The following is a 17,130-nucleotide window of genomic DNA, read 5'->3' on the forward strand; positions in this document are numbered from 1 at the left end:
CGACTGATCGAGATGCTGACCTATAAATGCCAGTCGGTCGGGATCAACGTGGTGACGATTGAAGAAAGCTACACGTCGAAATGTTCCTTCCTCGATGGCGAAGCAGTTGAAAAACAAGCCCGGTACGCCGGAAAACGAATTCATCGCGGGTTGTTTCGGACCGGTCGGGGGTTACTGCTCAACGCCGATGTCAACGCCGCGCTCAACCTCATCAACAAAGCATTCCCGGATGCCTTCGGACCAGGACCGGAAGCACGAGGCCACGGGATGGCGGATTGGGTAGTCAATCCGGTACGGGTGACCCCGTTTGGAAAGGCCGTTTCAGCCACTTCCAAACGGGAAGCCACGTGCGAACACCAAATGTATGGTTCAGTCAGTCAGGCACGACCTTCAGCTCCAATTCTTGGTCTTGGGACGAAGGTCTGTCAGATTTGATTATATTTTTGGTAACTATGATGGATTTTACCTTCACTGGCTCTCAAGCGACTCAAACCCATTCGCGATGAAGTCCTCAGATTCGAAAACAGGTAAGCAGTTCAATTAAATAAACTTAGGGAGTCGGAAGAAAATAAAATCCCACTGAAATCGGGTCAGGGTTCAGGGTTCCTAATCCCCCCGGATTTTGTGGGGTAAGCTCAAAAATGAGTCCAAAAGCCCTAAAAATGGCCTGTTTTGAGCTGTTTTACCTATCACCCACAAAAATGTGGTTTAGCTAAGTCCTTTGTTTTCAATATAAGACTAATCACCCTACAAAATCCGGGGGGATTAGCAGGGTTTAGGGTTTCGGCGATGAAGCGACTGATCCCAGGCAAGATTAAGACTGGGGAACTGGCGGTACCATTCAACGTGGAGTATCTGGCCCTAAACCCTAAACCTTGTCATTACCCAAATTTTTTTGTTTCTCCAAAATTGGCCTCAATCGCCCTCGTAAGTTGTTGATTCTCAATTCAAGCATTTTCAAGGCAATCACTGGTCAACTGAGACAATAATCGAAAAACAATTTCAGTAATTCGTTGAATTCGCTGAAGTTAGAAGCACATCAAAAAAATTCGGGTAATGACAAAACCCTGAACCCTGAACCCTGGTGGTATGATATTTCCATCCGACTCCCTTAGTGAACTACTGCCTACTGACCTGCAAACTGGTATCAATTTTGTGTTTTTTCATTTCCGCACCGTCAGTTGACCACTCATTGAAAAATCTGCAACCCTGGATTGCACCAGCGCAATTCTTCATTGATCGGAGAAAAAAACTATGGCACGACTTTCACATTGGCTTCGGTTGACGGCGTGTTTCCTCGCACTGTTCAGCATTGTTTTTGGATTAACCTCCCCGCTCACATGGGCAGAATCTGATTGCCCGGAGTGCGGCGACCAGCGGGACCGAGGAAGAATTCGTGACCGAGATCAAGATCGAGACCGGGACCGGGACTGGCAACGCAATCGCGACCGCTATGACGACCGCTATGACAGTGAGGCAACCGTGTATCTGGCCTATCGTTCGGTTAACCAGCAACGCATCCTGGTTTCAAGCTGGGATGGTGGCCGGTGGAGCTATGGCCAGGAAATCAAAGACGCCCTCAGCGACGTCGCTCCTGACATTTGCAGTGATGGTCGGCAACTCTATCTGGCCTACAAAGGACGGAGTTCAAACAAGATTTTTTACCGAACCAGCGTCAGCGGGTTCGAATGGTCACGCGAACTCGAAGTCAAAAATGCTCAATCCAATGATTCCCCGAGTCTGGCTGTATACCGTGGCGAAGTGTATCTCGCATACAAGGGTGTCAACAGCCCGTCTATCTACATCCGCAAATTTGATGGCCGCAACTGGTCTGGAGAAGAAAAAGTCCCCAACTCTGAATCTTCAACCAGCCCAAACATTGCCGCCTGTGCGGGTGAACTGTATTTAGGATACCGTGGACGCAACTCCAATCGAATCTACCTGCGGGCATACGCCAATGGCCGCTGGTCAAGCAAAACCCAGTTGCCGGATGCCCGCTCGGCCAATACCCCCGCCCTTTCCTGTTATAAAAAGGATCTCTATGTTGTGTACCGGGGTGAATCCAGCAAAAATCTGTACTGGATGAAATGGGATGGTCGCCGCTGGAGCGATGAAAAAACAATTGGCAGTTCTGAAACCAACCAGCCTCCCAGCCTGTTCCGGCAAGGTGGCTATCTCTATGTTGCCTACAAAGGCGGTTCTTCGACCAACGTCTACATCCGCCGCTTTGATGGCTCAAGCTGGGGAAGCGAATTAAAAGTGCCGGAACTGGAGTCGGTTGATACTCCATCGGCGATTGGAAGCTAGTTGAGCGAAATAGTGAAATAGTGAAATAGTGAAGGAGTCAGGCAACTCAGCCTTGATTCTCAGAAGTAGTTTTGCTCCCTCCCTCAACTTTGTATTTTCCCTCCTTCGCTATTTTGCTATTTTGCTATTTTGCTCATCACTCAGAAAGAAAGCCGGAACCCAAGTTGAAACTGACGGGCGGCAAAGGCGCTCCGCCAGCGATCCGGAGGAGCACTATAGCGGCTTCCCTGCTGTGTCGGCAGATTAAAATTCCCCTGCACATCAGGCGGAAAGACATTGTTTATCTGATTGATATTGGTGTGATTCAAGAGGTTAAAGCCTTCGGCAATCAGTTCCAGACTGACGGTTTCTTTGAGTTTCAAGGTGCGGGTCAGGCGCAAATCCACAGTCGCCAGTCCGGGTGTGATTCCCACATTGCGCCCAAGCGGCACGCCATTGACCAGCGGGCGATCAGCCGGGGGGAAATCTCCATTCATATTCACATCAATTCCGGCAAGCAAATTGTAAGGTCGGCCTGATTCCAACCGAATGATGGTCGCGATGCGATAGTCTCTCAGCAGTGGGTGACGAAAAAAATTTGGCTTCCATTGACCTGAAGCAATAAACCGATGCCGAACATCCTGAACCGATAACCCTCGTTCCAGGGCTGGCTGTAATGAATTGTGGGCGGTTGCAAGATCGCCGCGAATCGGATCCAGAAAATTATCTATCGCCTTTGAAAACGTGTAATGGGCTGAAAACCCAACCGTTTCTGATGGATGGCGACTCAGCGCGAGGGTCATTCCGTGGTAAGAACTTCCGAACCCGGATTCAAGCTGAGGAGTTGGTCCTCGTGTCGGGTCAACCCGCCCCACTAACACCCCCTGCAAGGGGTTGCCGGGAACTGGTCGAACCACCGGGTTAATGTCACGCACAGCCACCAGTCTCCGGCCTTGAACCAGGGAATAGGTTGCTGAAACGGTCCATTTTCGGGCCACCAACCAGTTCAATTCCAAAACCGCCTGCTGGGTATAGCTTTGCTTGAGGTTTGGATCAACGACTAATTTGAACTGAAACTGCGGAAACACAGGAAAATCCGATGGTGGGTCATCAGCCACAGGGAGCCCATTTCCCGGTGACCCAAAAGCCAGGATTGAAAACGGAAAGGGAATCCCAATCAACTTGAGCCGGTTGGTCGTTGTCAAGTTGGAAAAAACAAGCGAACTGAACGGAGTAACCGCAAAAAACATCCCGTATGAAGCGCGAATATTGAGCCGTGGCACCTGGGTCGGGTTATAGGAGAGTGCAAATCGGGGGCTCCAGGTTCGCTTGGTGGTTGGGAGAATGGAGGCGGCTTCAAGGTCAAATCGCAGACCAGCTTTCAGCAGCAGATTAGGCCGCACGGTCCACTCATCTTGAGCAAAGGCTGAAGCATAGGTAACTTCTCCAACATCAGTCCGTGGCTGGCCAAATCCTTGCTGGAAGCCCATCGGGAGTCCAAGCCGATCGAGTGGTGTGTTGGCTGGAAATTGTGGAAACTGCTGAGGTAACACCGTTGCCAGAAACCGCAAGAAAGCTCGCTGTTCCGTACTGCGCAAGGTTGGGTCAAATGCCTCCAGGGCAGTAAAGGTAATTGGGGCTGGTCGCCCCGGAACGGAAAATGAAAGCGGTAAAAAACTGGCCAAACCTTTCTGGACAGAGGTAATGGAGGCAACACCGGGAGCGTGGAGAAAATCACCTCCGAATTTTATTTGGTGAGTGCCGTGCACAAGAGCGACCGTATCGCTCAATTGAAATATATTTACATCCCGATCACCAGGTACCAGCGTGCTTTGCCCAAAGATCACGTTCCCGCCGGATGCCACCAAATTGACCTGCCCTCCGGATGAAGGAGGCTGAACTTGTTGAGTTCGATGGCTTATTAAAAACCGGGTTTCATTCACCAAATTGAGCCTTGCATTCACATATATCGCCCCCAGGGCACCACTCGTATCTCGAAGCCGCTGCAATCCGGCAGAGGTTTCAGCCGTCAACCCACCAAAAGGCTCAAAGTTCCCGTCATAGTTGAATGTGTCATTAAACCGCATCCAGAAGGTGGTACTTGGAGTCAGATTGATGTCTAGCCTCCCCAGCACCGCGCTATTGCCCACCGAAAACGGAATGGGGCCATTTCGAACCTGAAATCCCTGGCGCTGGATGGAAGCAATCGTCTCATCTGTAATCGTGACAATGTTGCTCTGGCGGATACTTCGCCGCTCAAACGAAGTAAAGAAAAAGGCTTTGTCGCGTTTAATCGGACCTCCGACAATGGCGCCAAACTGGGCTTGTTTAAACGGCGGATCAATCTCTGAGAAGGCATTACGGGCACTGAGTGCTTCGTTACGGAAAAACCCAAACAGTGTGCCGTGAACCGCATTGCTCCCGCCCCGCGTGACAATATTGATAATTCCACCGAGCGAGCGCCCAAATTCAGCCGAGAAGCTATCTGAAATAATCTGGAACTCGCGCACTGATTCCTGACTAAACGTTGACCGACCAGCTCCGACACCAGCGTCATTGTTGTCGAGACCATCCACATTGATATTGTTAAAGCGCGAAGCCTGTCCGTTAAAAGAAAGTTTCGAGGTGGATGAAACTCCCTGCGATGGAATTCGATCTTCGGTCACGCGGGCTGAAGTCCGGGAAAAATCCAGAAAATCCCGCTGATTGATCGGTAAATTGTTGACCAGCAACTGGTTAATAATAGTGCTACTTTCGGTTTTGCGCCGAACCTGGTTTTTCCGAAACTCATCGTCCGACGCAGTGATTTCCATCACTTCCTGTGCGCCTTCAATCACAAGCTGAAAATCAACAGTTTCCGATGTCCCAATGGAAATGGTCACTTCCGACGTCTGTTTGTGAAATCCGGCGGCTTCAACCGTAAGCCGATATAACCCTGGCGGTAATTGTAGCAATCGGAACTGACCGGAGGCATCGGTTTGGGTTTGTCGAATTAAGCCGGTTTCAATACGTTGCGCCATCACATTCACTCCGGCAACGCCTCCACCTTGAACATCAATCACCAAACCCGTCACTTCACCCGTGGTCGCACCTCCCGACTGGGCCAGGGCATGGAAATTGATTGCACTTCCAAAGAATGTTTCTGCTAAGATGACCACACACCAAAACCACAACCTCACATAACTTCTCATTGCAATTACTCCCTTTGGGTATGCCTGGTCTCGTGCCGGTTTTGAGCGATAAGCCCTTATGAAACGGTGTCCATCCTGCAACAGCATCTTCCAAAGTCAGCAACTGTTCTGTCCGCAAGATGGACAAGAGCTGGAAACCGGGTGCATTCTTGACAATAAATATCAGTTGGATGAGTTAATTGGCGAAGGCGGAATGGGTCAGGTCTATCGAGCCACCCATATTCATATTGGGACCCAATTTGCAGTCAAAGTCCTCAAACAGGATCTGGTTTCCGACCCGTCGTCAGTCGAACGATTTCGGCGCGAAGCCAGAGCGGCTGCCCAGATTCGACACCCAAACGCAGTACAGGTCACTGATTTTGGGGCTGACCGGGAATCTGGCATGGTGTATCTGGTGATGGAGTTACTGGATGGAATTTCCCTTCGGACCCGATTGAGTCAAAAAGAACGGTTGTCGCCGGAAGAAATCATGCTGATTCTGGCTCAGGTTTGTTCAGCACTTCATGTAGCCCACTCAAAGGGGATTGTCCATAGAGATATCAAACCTGACAATATCTTTCTCTCTCATTCCGACACCGGCCCCTTTATTGTGAAGGTCCTCGACTTTGGTCTGGCAAAGTTAAAAAAAGCCATTGATGAAACAGCATCATCCATCACCCAGACGGGCACCTTGCTTGGAACGCCATGTTATATGTCACCCGAACAATGCATGGCCGAACCACTCGATACCCGGTCGGATATCTACAGTCTCGGCGTCGTCATTTATCAGATGTTTGTGGGCACCGTGCCCTTTCCCGGACCGGGGATTTCCAAAATTCTCATGCAGCACTGCCAGTTTCCACCGCCCCGACCCCGGCGCAAAGTGCCTGACCTGCCAGTTGTGGTTGAAACGGTGATCCTGCGGGCGCTGGAAAAAGAGCCGGCCAACCGCCAGCAAACCATGGAAGAACTGTTCTTTCAGTTGGAAACCGCGTTTGCGCAGACTGATTACAAAATCCCGATTCCAGCCAAAATCACCTGGCGATCAGCCTCTGGCGAAGCCCCGCTGGCGGAAATTTCGTCTGACAAATTCCTCAATAAGAAAGAGCTTGATTCACAAGAAACAATTGAAAGTAAAGGTGTTGCAGTTGGAACTGCAGAACCGGGACTTTCGATTTCCATGGACCAAAAATTAACCATTCCACCGCCATCCACACCACCCAACCTGTCTGCGATTCACAAACCCAAGGTAAACTTTTCAGATACGGCGGCCATGGCTCAACCCGTATCGTCCCCCCCCTCCAACCCGCTCCTCAAATCACAGCCTTCGCTTGAAGTTCCGGTCCTTGTGACGCCGGAGCCGACTTCTAAATTAAAGTTGATCCTGATGATTGTCGTGGTGCTGGTGGTCGTAGGTACAGGAATTGGTCTGGTGCTAAATTTCAATCGCACGGCTTCCCCGGCTGGGACGCCCGAAAAAACCACCCCTGGAAGCGAAGTACCTCCTGGAATGGTTCTGGTCCCTGGCGGAGCGATGATGATGGGAAATAATGCCTCGACGGATTCGGCTGAAAAGCCGGAACACGAAGTTCAGGTTGGTTCTTTCCTGATTGATACCGTTGAAGTTACCAACGAGGAATTTCTTAAATTCATTCAAGCAACAAACCAGCCAGCACCGCCACATTGGAAAAACGGCACCTATCCACCGGGGGAAGGCAAATACCCGGTAACCAACCTGCAATGGCAAGAAGCTCAAGCATTTGCCCGTTGGGCCGGCAAACGCCTGCCGACTGAAGCCGAGTGGGAGTTTGCTGCCCACGGTCCCAACCGACAACTATATCCCTGGGGAAATGTGTTCGTTTCGGCAAACGCCAATACCAAAGAAAGTAAAAAAACCAGCACCATGCCGGTTGGTAGTTATCCGGAGGGCGCCAGTTTTTGTAGCGTGCTCGATATGGTGGGCAATGTGGCCGAGTGGACCGCCACAGAGTACGAGCCATATCCGGGCAGCAAAGCCAAACCGGAAGCTGGTCAAAAGGTAATTCGCGGAGGTGATTTCCGAAGCGACCGAGAAACAGCCACCACGACCGCTCGTTTTCTGGCGCCCCCTGAAACCCGCGACCTGGCCCTCGGGTTTCGGTGCGCCAAAGATATTTCCAGATGAAAGCAATCCCTGAAATGAACTGGAAACACGCTGCTGAATTTGGGCTGACTGGATTCATCGTGGTTGCGATGGCGATGTCGCCTGCATTAGCCCAGCGCAAATACCCAACGAGCGGCACTGACACCAGCCCAACTCCGTCCAAAAAACCAACCAAATCACCGAAAATCAAACCGGCACCGACCCCGTCAGCTCCGGTCAAACGCTGGGAAGACTCGCTCGAAAAAGGAAAAGCCGCCCGCAGTAAAAACGATTTCCCCGAGGCCGAACGGCAATTTGGTGAAGCTGTCCGGCTGGCTGAAACCGATACAAAATCCAGTCAGCCCTTGATTGAAAGCCTGACCGCCCTGGCTGATACCTTTTTTGCTCAGGAAAAATACACTGAAGCGGAACCACTCTGGCTCAAGGTGCTCGACCTCAAGCGAAAAACCTCTGGCGAACAAAATCCGGAAACAACCGCCGTTCAAAAGAAAATTGGGGAATTGTATGGCCTGCGAGCTGAAGCCCGAACGAAAGCTGGATTGATCGAAGAAGCTTTGCTTGATTACACGCGGGCAATTGAAGTTGTCCCACAAGCAACATTGTATGGCAACCGGGCCGACCTCAAAGCTGCCCGGAAGGAGTATGATGGGGCGCTGGCTGACTTTAAAAAAGCGGCTGAACTGGATCGGGAGAACGCAGGCTTTTATAACTCCAAAATAGCGGGCATTTTTGCGGCCCGCAGCACCGGAAAAAATAATGCCGGCGACTATGAAGGCGCGCTGGCCGACCTGAAACAGGCGATTGAACTCGACCCGGCAAGCACCAAAGTCTACGGCGGGATGCAAGTCAATGTGCTGGTCAATCGAGCGGTGGTTGAAATTAACAACGGAGACTATGATCGCGCCTTAACCACGTTCAATCAGGCACTTCAGCTTGATCCACAAAACCCAGCCACAACTGCCCGGCTTGGGGAGCTGTATGAAAACCGGGGTACGATCAACGCCAACAACGGTGACTATGAAGCAGCATTGGCCGACTTTGGTCGTGCCCAACAGGTGGACCCGGCTCGGGCACAAACGATTGCCCGGCGGCTGGCCACCGTGTATCTCAATCGCGGAACAGCACGCGCCAACAACGGCGATTATGATTCGGCGCTCAGTGATTTCCGCCAGGCTGTCGAAGTTGACCCAGCCAACGCCCCAGCCAATCGGAATAAACTGGCCGATCTCTATCACCAGCGAGCCGTTTTTAAGTTTAATCGCGGAGACTTTGACACCTGCATTGCCGATTGCACGGCAGCACTGGACCTCAATCCCAAACTGGCGGTTGGGTATGCCCGGCGGGCATTTGCCTACCAGAGCAAAAATCGAATCAAAGAAGCCAAAGCCGATTCTCTCAAGGCCAAAGAACTGGACTCAGGAATCCAGACGCCGTTTTAGGGTAACGGGAAACAATCAAAGGACATAAAGGACTGAAAGGACGAAAAGGACAAAAAGAACGAAAAGAGAATCAATTCGAAAATCCCGAACCCGAAGCTCTGACAGGATGACCGGCTGACAAGGTGACAGAGTGATTTTTTCATCCCTCATCCTTCATCCCTCATCCCTTCCAAAAACCCTGAACCCTACTGATACAATCCTTCCAAAATATCGCGATAGCGTTCGGAGACAACCTTGCGTTTGACTTTGAGGGTTGGGGTGATTTCATCGGCCTCAATGCTCAGATCATGGTCCAAAATTGCAAATTTCTTCATCGCTTCAGTTGAGGAAACTCTGGCGTTGACACCTTCGACAATGCCCTTGACCAGCGCCACAATCTCCGGATGACGGGTGAGTTCGGCAAAGGAGCCAAATTCAAGCCCTTTGGAGCGGGCATATTCTTCGGTTTCAAGCTGGTTGAGGGTGATCAAAGCGACGATAAAGCTTTTGTTATCACCATAAGCCATGGCCTGGCTGATGAGATGATTTTCCTTGAGCAGGTTTTCAAGCAACGCTGGCGGCACTTTTTTCCCAGTTGAGGTAACAATCAATTCTTTCTTGCGCCCGGTAATTTTTAAAAACCCTTCGTCGTCAACTTCACCGAGGTCGCCAGTGTACACCCAACCATCCCGGAGCACTTCGGCGGTTTCTTCGGGTTGCTTGTAATACCCGCTGAATTGCATCTGGCTTCGAACCAGAATCTCGCCATCCTCGGCAATTCTGATTTCACATCCTTCCATTGCCGGGCCGACCGTCCCGAACTTATAGCGTTCAGGCCGGTTAAAGGCAACACAGATGTTTTCGGTCAACCCATATGCCTGGAGGAGTGGTAAACCGAACCCGCTAAAGAACTCGGCGATTTCCTGGGGCAATGGTGCCCCACCTGAAGTGGCAATCCGAATGCGACCTCCGAAATAACTTTTGATTTTTTGGGCAAATGGTTCCACCAGTTCGTCATACTGGGCCTGTAATTCCGCTGGAACCGATTCCCCTTTCTGTCGAAACTGGCTGACCTGTTTTCCGACCTCACGTGCCTGTTGAAACCTGGCCTGCTCCTCTGGCGGGAGCTTATGAACATCTCCCAGAATGCGCGCATAGATTTTTTCAAAAAAGCGCGGCAGGCTGCCAAACACGGTCGGTTTGACTTCGAGCATGTAGTCCCACAACTTCGTCAAATCATCCACAAAGTAAGCCGCCGCCCCAGCATTGAGGCGGTTATAAAGCCCTGAAATTCGCTCGGCAACGTGGCAATAGGGCAAATAGGAAAATGATGTGTCGTCTGACTGAATCGGAATCGAGCCTTCAAGTGACCTGGCGCTATGCAAAATATACCGATGGCTCAGGCAGGCACCTTTCGGTAAACCCGTCGTGCCTGACGTGTAAACCATAATCGCCGTATCATCCACGCTGGCACCTTCAGCTCGGCGCTCTAATTCACCTGCGGTTTCCAACCGGCGGGACTTTCCAAAGTCAAGAAACTCACGATAGCTGATCACACCCTCGTGTGCCTGGGCGGCAGATTCTGAAAGGCAAAGAATCGCTTTGACATGCGGGAGCTGGTCACGAACCGAGAGCACTTTTTCAAGCTGGCCACGAGTATCAACCAGGACAAACTCAGCGTCCGAATGGTTGATAATGTACTGGCATTGTTCGGCTGAATTGGTCGGATAGAGCCCAACACTGATGCCTCCAGCGGCAATCGTGCCCAGATCGGCCACTGGCCACTCCGGGACAGTCTTCATCAGGATGCAAACCGAACGCTGGGGAGTCAGTCCATTCGCAATCAATGCCGAAGCAAAATTGTGAACATCCTCGTCAAACTGATCCCAGGTGCTGCCAACCCACTGGTCGTTCTGACGCGTGTAAAACACCTGTTGACCGCGAAATTGCTCAACCCGATTGCGAAACAGAGAATAGATGTTGGGGTAGTCCATAGATTTGGGAGTTAGGGGTTAGGGGTTAGGGGTTAGGGGTTAGGGTGTGGAAAACCTTTATGTCATTTTTAGTACAGAAGGACCAAAGGGGGAGCAAAATTTCGAAAACCCTGACCCCTGAACCCTGACCCCTGAACCCTGACCCCTGGTTTTCACCATTGCACCAGAGCACAGGCCATATTCAGGCCACCGCCAGAAGCACACAAAATAATTTTCATCCCTGGTTTGATCTTTCCAGCCTGCACGGCATCATCCAGACACATCGGGATACAGGCAGAGCCAGTGTAGCCCCATTTCCCCATAATGGTGTGGGTTTTCTCCCAGGGGAGCTCCAGCTTCTGCATCACGATTTGAATGGTGCTCAAATTGACCTGGGTGAACAAAAAGAAATCAACATCGTCCAACTGAAGTTTGGCCTTGGCCAGGACATCTCGAATGATTGCCGGCCAGCCTTCGAGATTGATCTCAGGCGGGTATTTCTTGGCAAAGCGGACTTTGGTGTGTCGGCCTTCGCGGAGCACTTCTTCAGTCACCGGCATATGCGTCCCACCGGCATAAATGCCCATGTGGTCGTGAAATGTTCCATCCGCCACCAGTTTTGAAGCCAGCAATCCCGGACCTTTCGTCGAAGCCTGTACCACCACAGCGCCAGCACCGTCAGCAAAAATCGTGCACGTTTTCTTTTCGGTAAAATCGAGGAATTTGCTCATGGCATAGGCCCCGATGACCAGAATATTGGTGTATGCCTTGTCAGCCACGATAAATTTACAGGCCGTGTCGAGTGCTGTCACAAACCCGGCGCAGGCACAATTGACGTCAAAGGTCCCAGCGTTTTTCGCCCCAATCCGGTGCTGAACCACAACTGAAGTTGAAGGAGAAAGGTATTCCGGCGTGTCCGTGGCCAGAATGATTAAATCCAGGTCTTCAGGCTTGATGTTGGCTGCTGCCAGAGCATTGCGAGCCGCTGCCGTGGCCAGATCAGCCGTGCTTTCATGTTCAGTACACATGTGGCGTTCGGAAATACCGACAATCTGGGACACAAATTCATTGATGTCCTCCCCAAGCATTTCGCTCATGTCGGCATTGGTCAGGACTTTTTCAGGGACAAATGAACCTGTCCCAATAATTTTTGGATAGCGCATAGTGAATAAAGAATGAAATCAGTCAGTACCACCTGCGTCTGCAGGCGGGTGTGGAACCAGTCAATTCCCTTTTAAAAATTCAAGTACCGTCTGGTTGAACTCACCAGCCCGTTCGATGAAAAAGGCATGGCCCGCACCTTCAACAATTTCCAGCCGCGCATTGGGGATTCGCTGGGCTAAATTATGCGAATTCTGAACCGGGATAATGATGTCCTGGTCGCCAGAAATAACCAGTGTTGACGCCTTAATGGTTGGTATCTCGTTTTCGGAATTAAACGCCGAAGCAGCCTTTACTTGAAACAGATAAACATGCTCGGGAATGTTGCATGCCAGCCGCAGCCGGATGATGTCTTCAACATCATCCACGTTATTTTCAAGATAAGCCTTGGTAAACCCAAACTGGATGTTTCGCCGGGCACGTTCTTCGCCGTTGAGTCCGCTCACTGACATCAACGCCGCCAGCCCTTCACCACTGGGCAACACATGGTTTGGTCCCCCAAACGTGGTACACGACAGGACCAGTCGCTCGACCAGATGCGGAAATGTCAACGCAAACTGCTGAGCGACAATCCCACCCAGTGAAGCCCCAACAATGTGAGCCCGCTCCAAACCAAGATGTTCCAACAGGAAAGAGATATCTTCGGCCAGATCGCCAATCGAAAACGGCACCGCAACCTGACTTGAATCACCTACGCCACGCGGGTCAAAGGTAATCACTTGAAAATGCTGGGCCAGCTCTGGAACTTGTTTACACCAGATCCAGCCGCCAGTTCCCAGCCCACAAATCAGAACTAATGGTGGGCCTTCACCTTGAATGTCATAGGCCAGTGAAACCGAATTTGAAAGTGTGGCAAGTGGCATATTTTTGGGCTGAGGGCTGAGAAAACCAGGGCTTGGGGCTGAAGACAACGGGCTCAGGGCTTGGGGCTCAGGGCTGAAGAACTGGTTTTATTTCATCCTCCATCCTTCATCCCTCATCCCTTTCTGTGCCCCGAGCTTGCGAGTCTTCAGCCCTGGTTTTTTCAGCCCCTGGTTTTACGTGGTTGAATGATATTTCACCATCCGGAGCTGGTAGTAGGTCGTCAAATCCTTGCTATTGAAGTGCCCATATGGTGCGCTGGTATAGCGTTTTTCCCCGTTTTGAGCCGGGATTTGAGGCGTATATCGTCCCCACACTACACAGCCGTAGCCGATCACTTCATCTACCGTGGACCAGATGGTGTAAACGTAAGCCCCCTCGTAATGGGAGGTTGCGTTTAAATCCGAAAGAATGCTTGAGAGTCCCCAGGGACCAATCGCGTACCCAGGGTAGAGACCATTGGTTGAAGCACAGGTTGGGGTTGAACCGCCGGTTTGATAGCACGAAACCAGACCCCAGTTGGCGCCCGCAATGCCGACAAAGGTGTCAACCTTGCTCGTCAGCGATGCGCCCAGGTTATAAGAGCCGCCTTCAAGCAGATCATTGGCCGAACCGCCCTTCACCGCTTTGCGTCCGAGCGTCACACCCATCGAATGGCTGATGATGTCAACTTTGGCAGCGCCCGTGTAAGCCAGCACGGCTTCGATAAACTTGCGAATCCGGGTCAAATTTGTTTTGGAGTGGTATTGATAGGGTGAATAGGCGGCGTTGGCCGGGCCCCAGGTCGTGGCATAGAGTTCAGAGGTTTTGTAGCCCTGGGACAAAAAGTAATCAACCGACGCTGTCCAGCCGCTTTGACCAAACGTGCCGGTTCCAATGGCTTTATCAGAATTGCCATGAATAAAAATCACCGGCTGGTTCACCACCGTGTCGCTGGCACTGGATTTCCCGCCATAGCTGCCACCCGTCACGTCGTCGCGGGCAAAATCATAACTGCTATACCCATTGCTCACGAGCCAGTTCCGAAAGTGCGAAGTAAAGCCCGTGGTGCTGGCTTTGACCTCACCACTGGTTGATTCCGAATCAAGGCCCAGATCGGCTGGTGTCACGCTTTCAACGGTGACTTCAGAGACTGGGCTGGCTTTCAGTTCCTGAGCGGCTGGGGTTGGGGATTGCGCCCACACTGGAAAACCAGTTGAAAGGCAAAGCATTAAGACGGCTAAAAACAGTGAACACAGCGACTTTTGACCACGGCACATCATAGCTTCGACACACTCCTCTTGCATTTGGTTCGGAAGACGGACGGATGAAAGGGCAACACCAATTGTGAATTGATTGTGGATTGCTTGGCGAAAGAGAAAAGGAAACTTGTGTGGTGCTTCTGAGCGTGGTGTCACGCTCAGTTCTGGGGGCGCCCTGGGTGGTCAGACTTGAGTAACCCGCGGCTAAAGACTTCAGCCAGCTTGGCAATCGCCTGATCGTCGCTCATTCCCAGATGGTGGTTCCCTCCAAACAGCCGCTCAACCAGAAAGTAGTTGAAATACTGCATGTAAATGGCCGCGTATCCAACCGCCGGGTCAATGCCTTCGTGCACCATCTGGCGCGTTTTGACGTCGGAAAAGTACCCTTTGAACCGTCGCTGCAGGTTGGGAACCAGGTTTTCAAACATCTTGCGGAAGTGCTGATTTTGAAACTCCAGCACATCAATGTACATCAGCAACCAGTAGTCGTGATGGTCGTTCACAATTCCTTTAACGCGCTGGCCGAATTTGATGAGGTTCTCCGGCAAGAGCGGTTCGTCAATATCATCAAACATCGCCTTCAGCCGTTGATCAATCACCTGCTGATACTTGTTGATGATGGAATCCAGGATTTCTTCTTTGGTCCGGTAGTAGTTATAGAGGTTTCCAAGTGAAACGCCAGCCTGTGCGGCGATATCGCGCATTGACGTGGCGTGGAATCCCTGGCGGATAAAAAGTTCCCGGGCGGCGATTTCAATGTGATCTCGCTTTTGCTCAATCACCTCGTGGCTCAGTTTTGGCATGACGATTTAAAAAAACGAACGCTTGTCTTTTTATACTCAGAAGACACCCATTCGTCAATAGTTTTTTTGGTGAAATTTGGGGATTTTACAGGTCTTGTTTGCGAAACAGCCATAATGCGGTCAGCAGTGTAACCAAAATATACCCAATTGCCCAGACCACCATCGCATTGCTTGGAACTGAGGCTGGGGAAAAGGGTGTCAGGTTCACTTCGCGCATCAAAGGCGGCTGCATATGGTAGGCAGCCAGTTGCCACAAAGATTCGCTCGGCATGATGAGACTGGCTGAAATTCCGACATAGCGCGTGGTCGCGCTGCCAAACAGCGTTCCGATTTGCTCCATCCACCCGCCGATAAAGGCCAGACCATACAGACCAAAAACCATCACCCCATTGGTCAACGTGCTGAGGCGGGTGCCTCCGGCAATTGAAAGCGTCAACAGGAGCGTTCCTTCGAGCAGCATCAGCGGGAGGCCATACACAATCCCAGGCGGCGTAAAATTAGCAATGACTTTTGTTACCAGCAGCACTCCACCGGTCATCAACGCCCAGTATCCAAACAGCACAACCCAAAACCCAAGCCATTTTCCAAGCACAATTTCAAAGCGCCGAACCGGCTTGGTGACCAATGTTTGAATCACTCCCGACCGGATTTCGCCGGCCAGGGTATCCACCGGCATAAGCACCGCCGTCATAATCATCAGGAAATTGACGGCATAAAGGCCCGCCATGGTCGCAAAATTCAATATCAGGCGTAACCTTGCAGGCCGTGCACCTTCCCCTACTACCGCATTTGAATAAATAAAATGAAAGCCAAGGCCAAAGAGCGCCAGAAAGGCAGTCCCAAGCAGCATCGCCGCCAGGAGAATTTTCCGACGCCGGGCTTCGTGAAAGGTCAGGTGGGCAATCGTCAGAAGATGAAACATAAGTTCAGGGCTCAGGGCTCAGGGCTTGGGGATTTTTCAGTCCTACGGATTCGGTAAAAAGGCAACGATGCGGAGCGGACCACCGCTTCCGCCTTTGATTTTCATTGGAAGCGCCACCACATAGGCACCCGTGACAGGTACTTTGTCCAGGTTTGCCACGTTTTCAAACGCGGGAATGTTGTCGGTCATTAAAATCACGTGACTGTCGAAGGTTTTTGACTGACCGTAGTCAATGCTTGGCGTATCGAGCCCAATCGCTTTGATTTTTCGGTTTTTGATGAGCCATTCCGCGGCTTTCGGGTCAAGACCCGGAAAGTGAAGTTCGGCTACCCCTTCATCACCACGTTTATCGGTGCCCATATACTTCACCCGGTCAGGCCAGTACTGGCTATACCCGGTATAGAGCAGCACCAGGCATCCTTCCGGTAATTTGCCGTGCTGGGTTTCCCAGGCAGTAAAGTCATCAATTCCAATCAGATAATCACGATTTGGCAACGCTTTGGCTGAAACATCGAGCTTCACCGCCGGACCAATGAGCTGGTCAACCGGCACCTGGTCAATTGATTTTTTTCCCTCGGCAAAATGTACCGGAGCGTCCATATGAGTTCCGCCGTGCTCGGCAGCGCAAAAGCTGTAAGCTGAATAGAAGTATCCCTTTTCGGTTTTGCCCTCAAACACGGTCGCTTTTTTGAATGGCTCGGCGGTTGGCCAGTACACCGTTTCTTCAGAAAAATCGTGGGTCAGATCAATCCACTGGCCTGAAAACAGCTTTGGATTACTTGATTGCATCGGTGGGGACGGAGGCTTGGTCGGACTTTCAACCACACAACTCAAACTGCCCGCAATACAAACGACCAGCACCGACCAGAGAATCTGTTTCATAACTGCCACCTCTTTTTTGAATGAAGAATGAAGAATGAAGAATTGAGAATGAAGAATGAAGAATGAAGAAATTATAGCGACAGAATCTCAGAAATTGTCCATCTTTCCGCTTTCAGGCAATCCATGTTTGGGAAATCCAAACCAAAAGACATAAACTCGTGTTTTACCAATTTAAGCAGCAGGTTTCTTCTGTAACTTATTGAAAATACAGCGGAGTGGGTTTTTTCGATAGTTTCTCAAAACCACGCCTTTGAGGGCAACTTCCGAAAA

At 51.0% G+C, this 17,130-nt stretch carries 12 protein-coding genes; 4 read left to right on the plus strand and 8 right to left on the minus strand.

What is annotated here, in order from left to right:
* Both HY774_07850 and HY774_07855 read left to right on the plus strand, forming a co-directional pair.
* Positions 1-435, plus strand: a 435-nt coding sequence (locus tag HY774_07850) for a transposase (protein MBI4748389.1), incomplete at its 5' end; no start/stop codon positions are given.
* Positions 436-1,254: 819 nt separating this feature from the next.
* A complete protein-coding gene (locus tag HY774_07855; GenBank protein ID MBI4748390.1) occupies positions 1,255-2,307 on the plus strand; it encodes a hypothetical protein in 1,053 nt (350 codons plus the stop codon).
* A gap of 140 nt (positions 2,308-2,447) precedes the next feature.
* Here HY774_07855 and HY774_07860 read toward each other — a convergent pair whose 3' ends face one another.
* Positions 2,448-5,444 (minus strand): TonB-dependent receptor, encoded by a 2,997-nt coding sequence (locus tag HY774_07860; protein ID MBI4748391.1) that lies wholly within the window; start codon positions 5,442-5,444, stop codon positions 2,448-2,450.
* Between the two features lie 91 nt (positions 5,445-5,535).
* Here HY774_07860 and HY774_07865 point away from each other — a divergent pair, with 91 nt between their 5' ends.
* Both HY774_07865 and HY774_07870 read left to right on the plus strand, forming a co-directional pair.
* Positions 5,536-7,620 (plus strand): SUMF1/EgtB/PvdO family nonheme iron enzyme, encoded by a 2,085-nt coding sequence (locus tag HY774_07865; GenBank protein MBI4748392.1) that lies wholly within the window; start codon positions 5,536-5,538, stop codon positions 7,618-7,620.
* Between the two features lie 14 nt (positions 7,621-7,634).
* Positions 7,635-9,038 carry a tetratricopeptide repeat protein gene (locus HY774_07870; protein MBI4748393.1) on the plus strand — a complete coding sequence of 468 codons (1,404 nt, stop codon included), beginning with the start codon at positions 7,635-7,637 and terminating at the stop codon, positions 9,036-9,038.
* A 185-nt stretch (positions 9,039-9,223) separates the two neighbouring features.
* On the opposite strand, the gene HY774_07875 is transcribed toward HY774_07870, so the two are convergent.
* The 7 genes from HY774_07875 to HY774_07905 all read right to left on the minus strand — a co-directional run bounded on the left by HY774_07875 (position 9,224) and on the right by HY774_07905 (position 16,860).
* Entirely contained in the window at positions 9,224-11,011 is a 1,788-nt protein-coding gene (locus HY774_07875; protein MBI4748394.1) for a long-chain fatty acid--CoA ligase, read from the minus strand.
* A gap of 152 nt (positions 11,012-11,163) precedes the next feature.
* Complete coding sequence (locus tag HY774_07880) at positions 11,164-12,153, minus strand: ketoacyl-ACP synthase III (protein MBI4748395.1); 990 nt, start codon at positions 12,151-12,153, stop codon at positions 11,164-11,166.
* 60 nt (positions 12,154-12,213) lie between these two features.
* Positions 12,214-13,014 (minus strand): alpha/beta fold hydrolase, encoded by an 801-nt coding sequence (locus HY774_07885; GenBank protein MBI4748396.1) that lies wholly within the window; start codon positions 13,012-13,014, stop codon positions 12,214-12,216.
* A gap of 174 nt (positions 13,015-13,188) precedes the next feature.
* Positions 13,189-14,223: a lipase gene (locus HY774_07890; GenBank protein ID MBI4748397.1), complete on the minus strand. Its 1,035-nt coding sequence runs from the start codon at positions 14,221-14,223 to the stop codon at positions 13,189-13,191.
* Positions 14,224-14,411: 188 nt separating this feature from the next.
* On the minus strand, positions 14,412-15,056 hold the full coding sequence (locus HY774_07895; protein MBI4748398.1) for a TetR/AcrR family transcriptional regulator: 645 nt from the start codon (positions 15,054-15,056) through the stop codon (positions 14,412-14,414).
* Positions 15,057-15,141: 85 nt separating this feature from the next.
* Entirely contained in the window at positions 15,142-15,978 is an 837-nt protein-coding gene (locus HY774_07900) for an ABC transporter permease (protein ID MBI4748399.1), read from the minus strand.
* Positions 15,979-16,020: 42 nt separating this feature from the next.
* On the minus strand, positions 16,021-16,860 hold the full coding sequence (locus HY774_07905) for a cyclase family protein (GenBank protein MBI4748400.1): 840 nt from the start codon (positions 16,858-16,860) through the stop codon (positions 16,021-16,023).
* Positions 16,861-17,130: the final 270 nt, after the last annotated feature.

Source organism: Acidobacteriota bacterium, assembly GCA_016208495.1.
GTDB lineage: Bacteria > Acidobacteriota > Blastocatellia > Chloracidobacteriales > Chloracidobacteriaceae > JACQXX01.

Bases quoted from the DNA above. Each gene is read 5' to 3' on its own strand.
- HY774_07855 (MBI4748390.1), top strand. From the start codon at position 1,255: ATGGCACGACTTTCACATTGGCTTCGGTTGACGGCGTGTTTCCTCGCA.
- HY774_07885 (MBI4748396.1), bottom strand. From the start codon at position 13,014: ATGCCACTTGCCACACTTTCAAATTCGGTTTCACTGGCCTATGACATT.
- HY774_07895 (MBI4748398.1), bottom strand. From the start codon at position 15,056: ATGCCAAAACTGAGCCACGAGGTGATTGAGCAAAAGCGAGATCACATT.
- HY774_07875 (MBI4748394.1), bottom strand. From the start codon at position 11,011: ATGGACTACCCCAACATCTATTCTCTGTTTCGCAATCGGGTTGAGCAA.
- HY774_07870 (MBI4748393.1), top strand. From the start codon at position 7,635: ATGAACTGGAAACACGCTGCTGAATTTGGGCTGACTGGATTCATCGTG.
- HY774_07890 (MBI4748397.1), bottom strand. From the start codon at position 14,223: ATGCTTTGCCTTTCAACTGGTTTTCCAGTGTGGGCGCAATCCCCAACC.
- HY774_07905 (MBI4748400.1), bottom strand. From the start codon at position 16,860: ATGAAACAGATTCTCTGGTCGGTGCTGGTCGTTTGTATTGCGGGCAGT.
- HY774_07865 (MBI4748392.1), top strand. From the start codon at position 5,536: ATGAAACGGTGTCCATCCTGCAACAGCATCTTCCAAAGTCAGCAACTG.
- HY774_07880 (MBI4748395.1), bottom strand. From the start codon at position 12,153: ATGCGCTATCCAAAAATTATTGGGACAGGTTCATTTGTCCCTGAAAAA.
- HY774_07900 (MBI4748399.1), bottom strand. From the start codon at position 15,978: ATGTTTCATCTTCTGACGATTGCCCACCTGACCTTTCACGAAGCCCGG.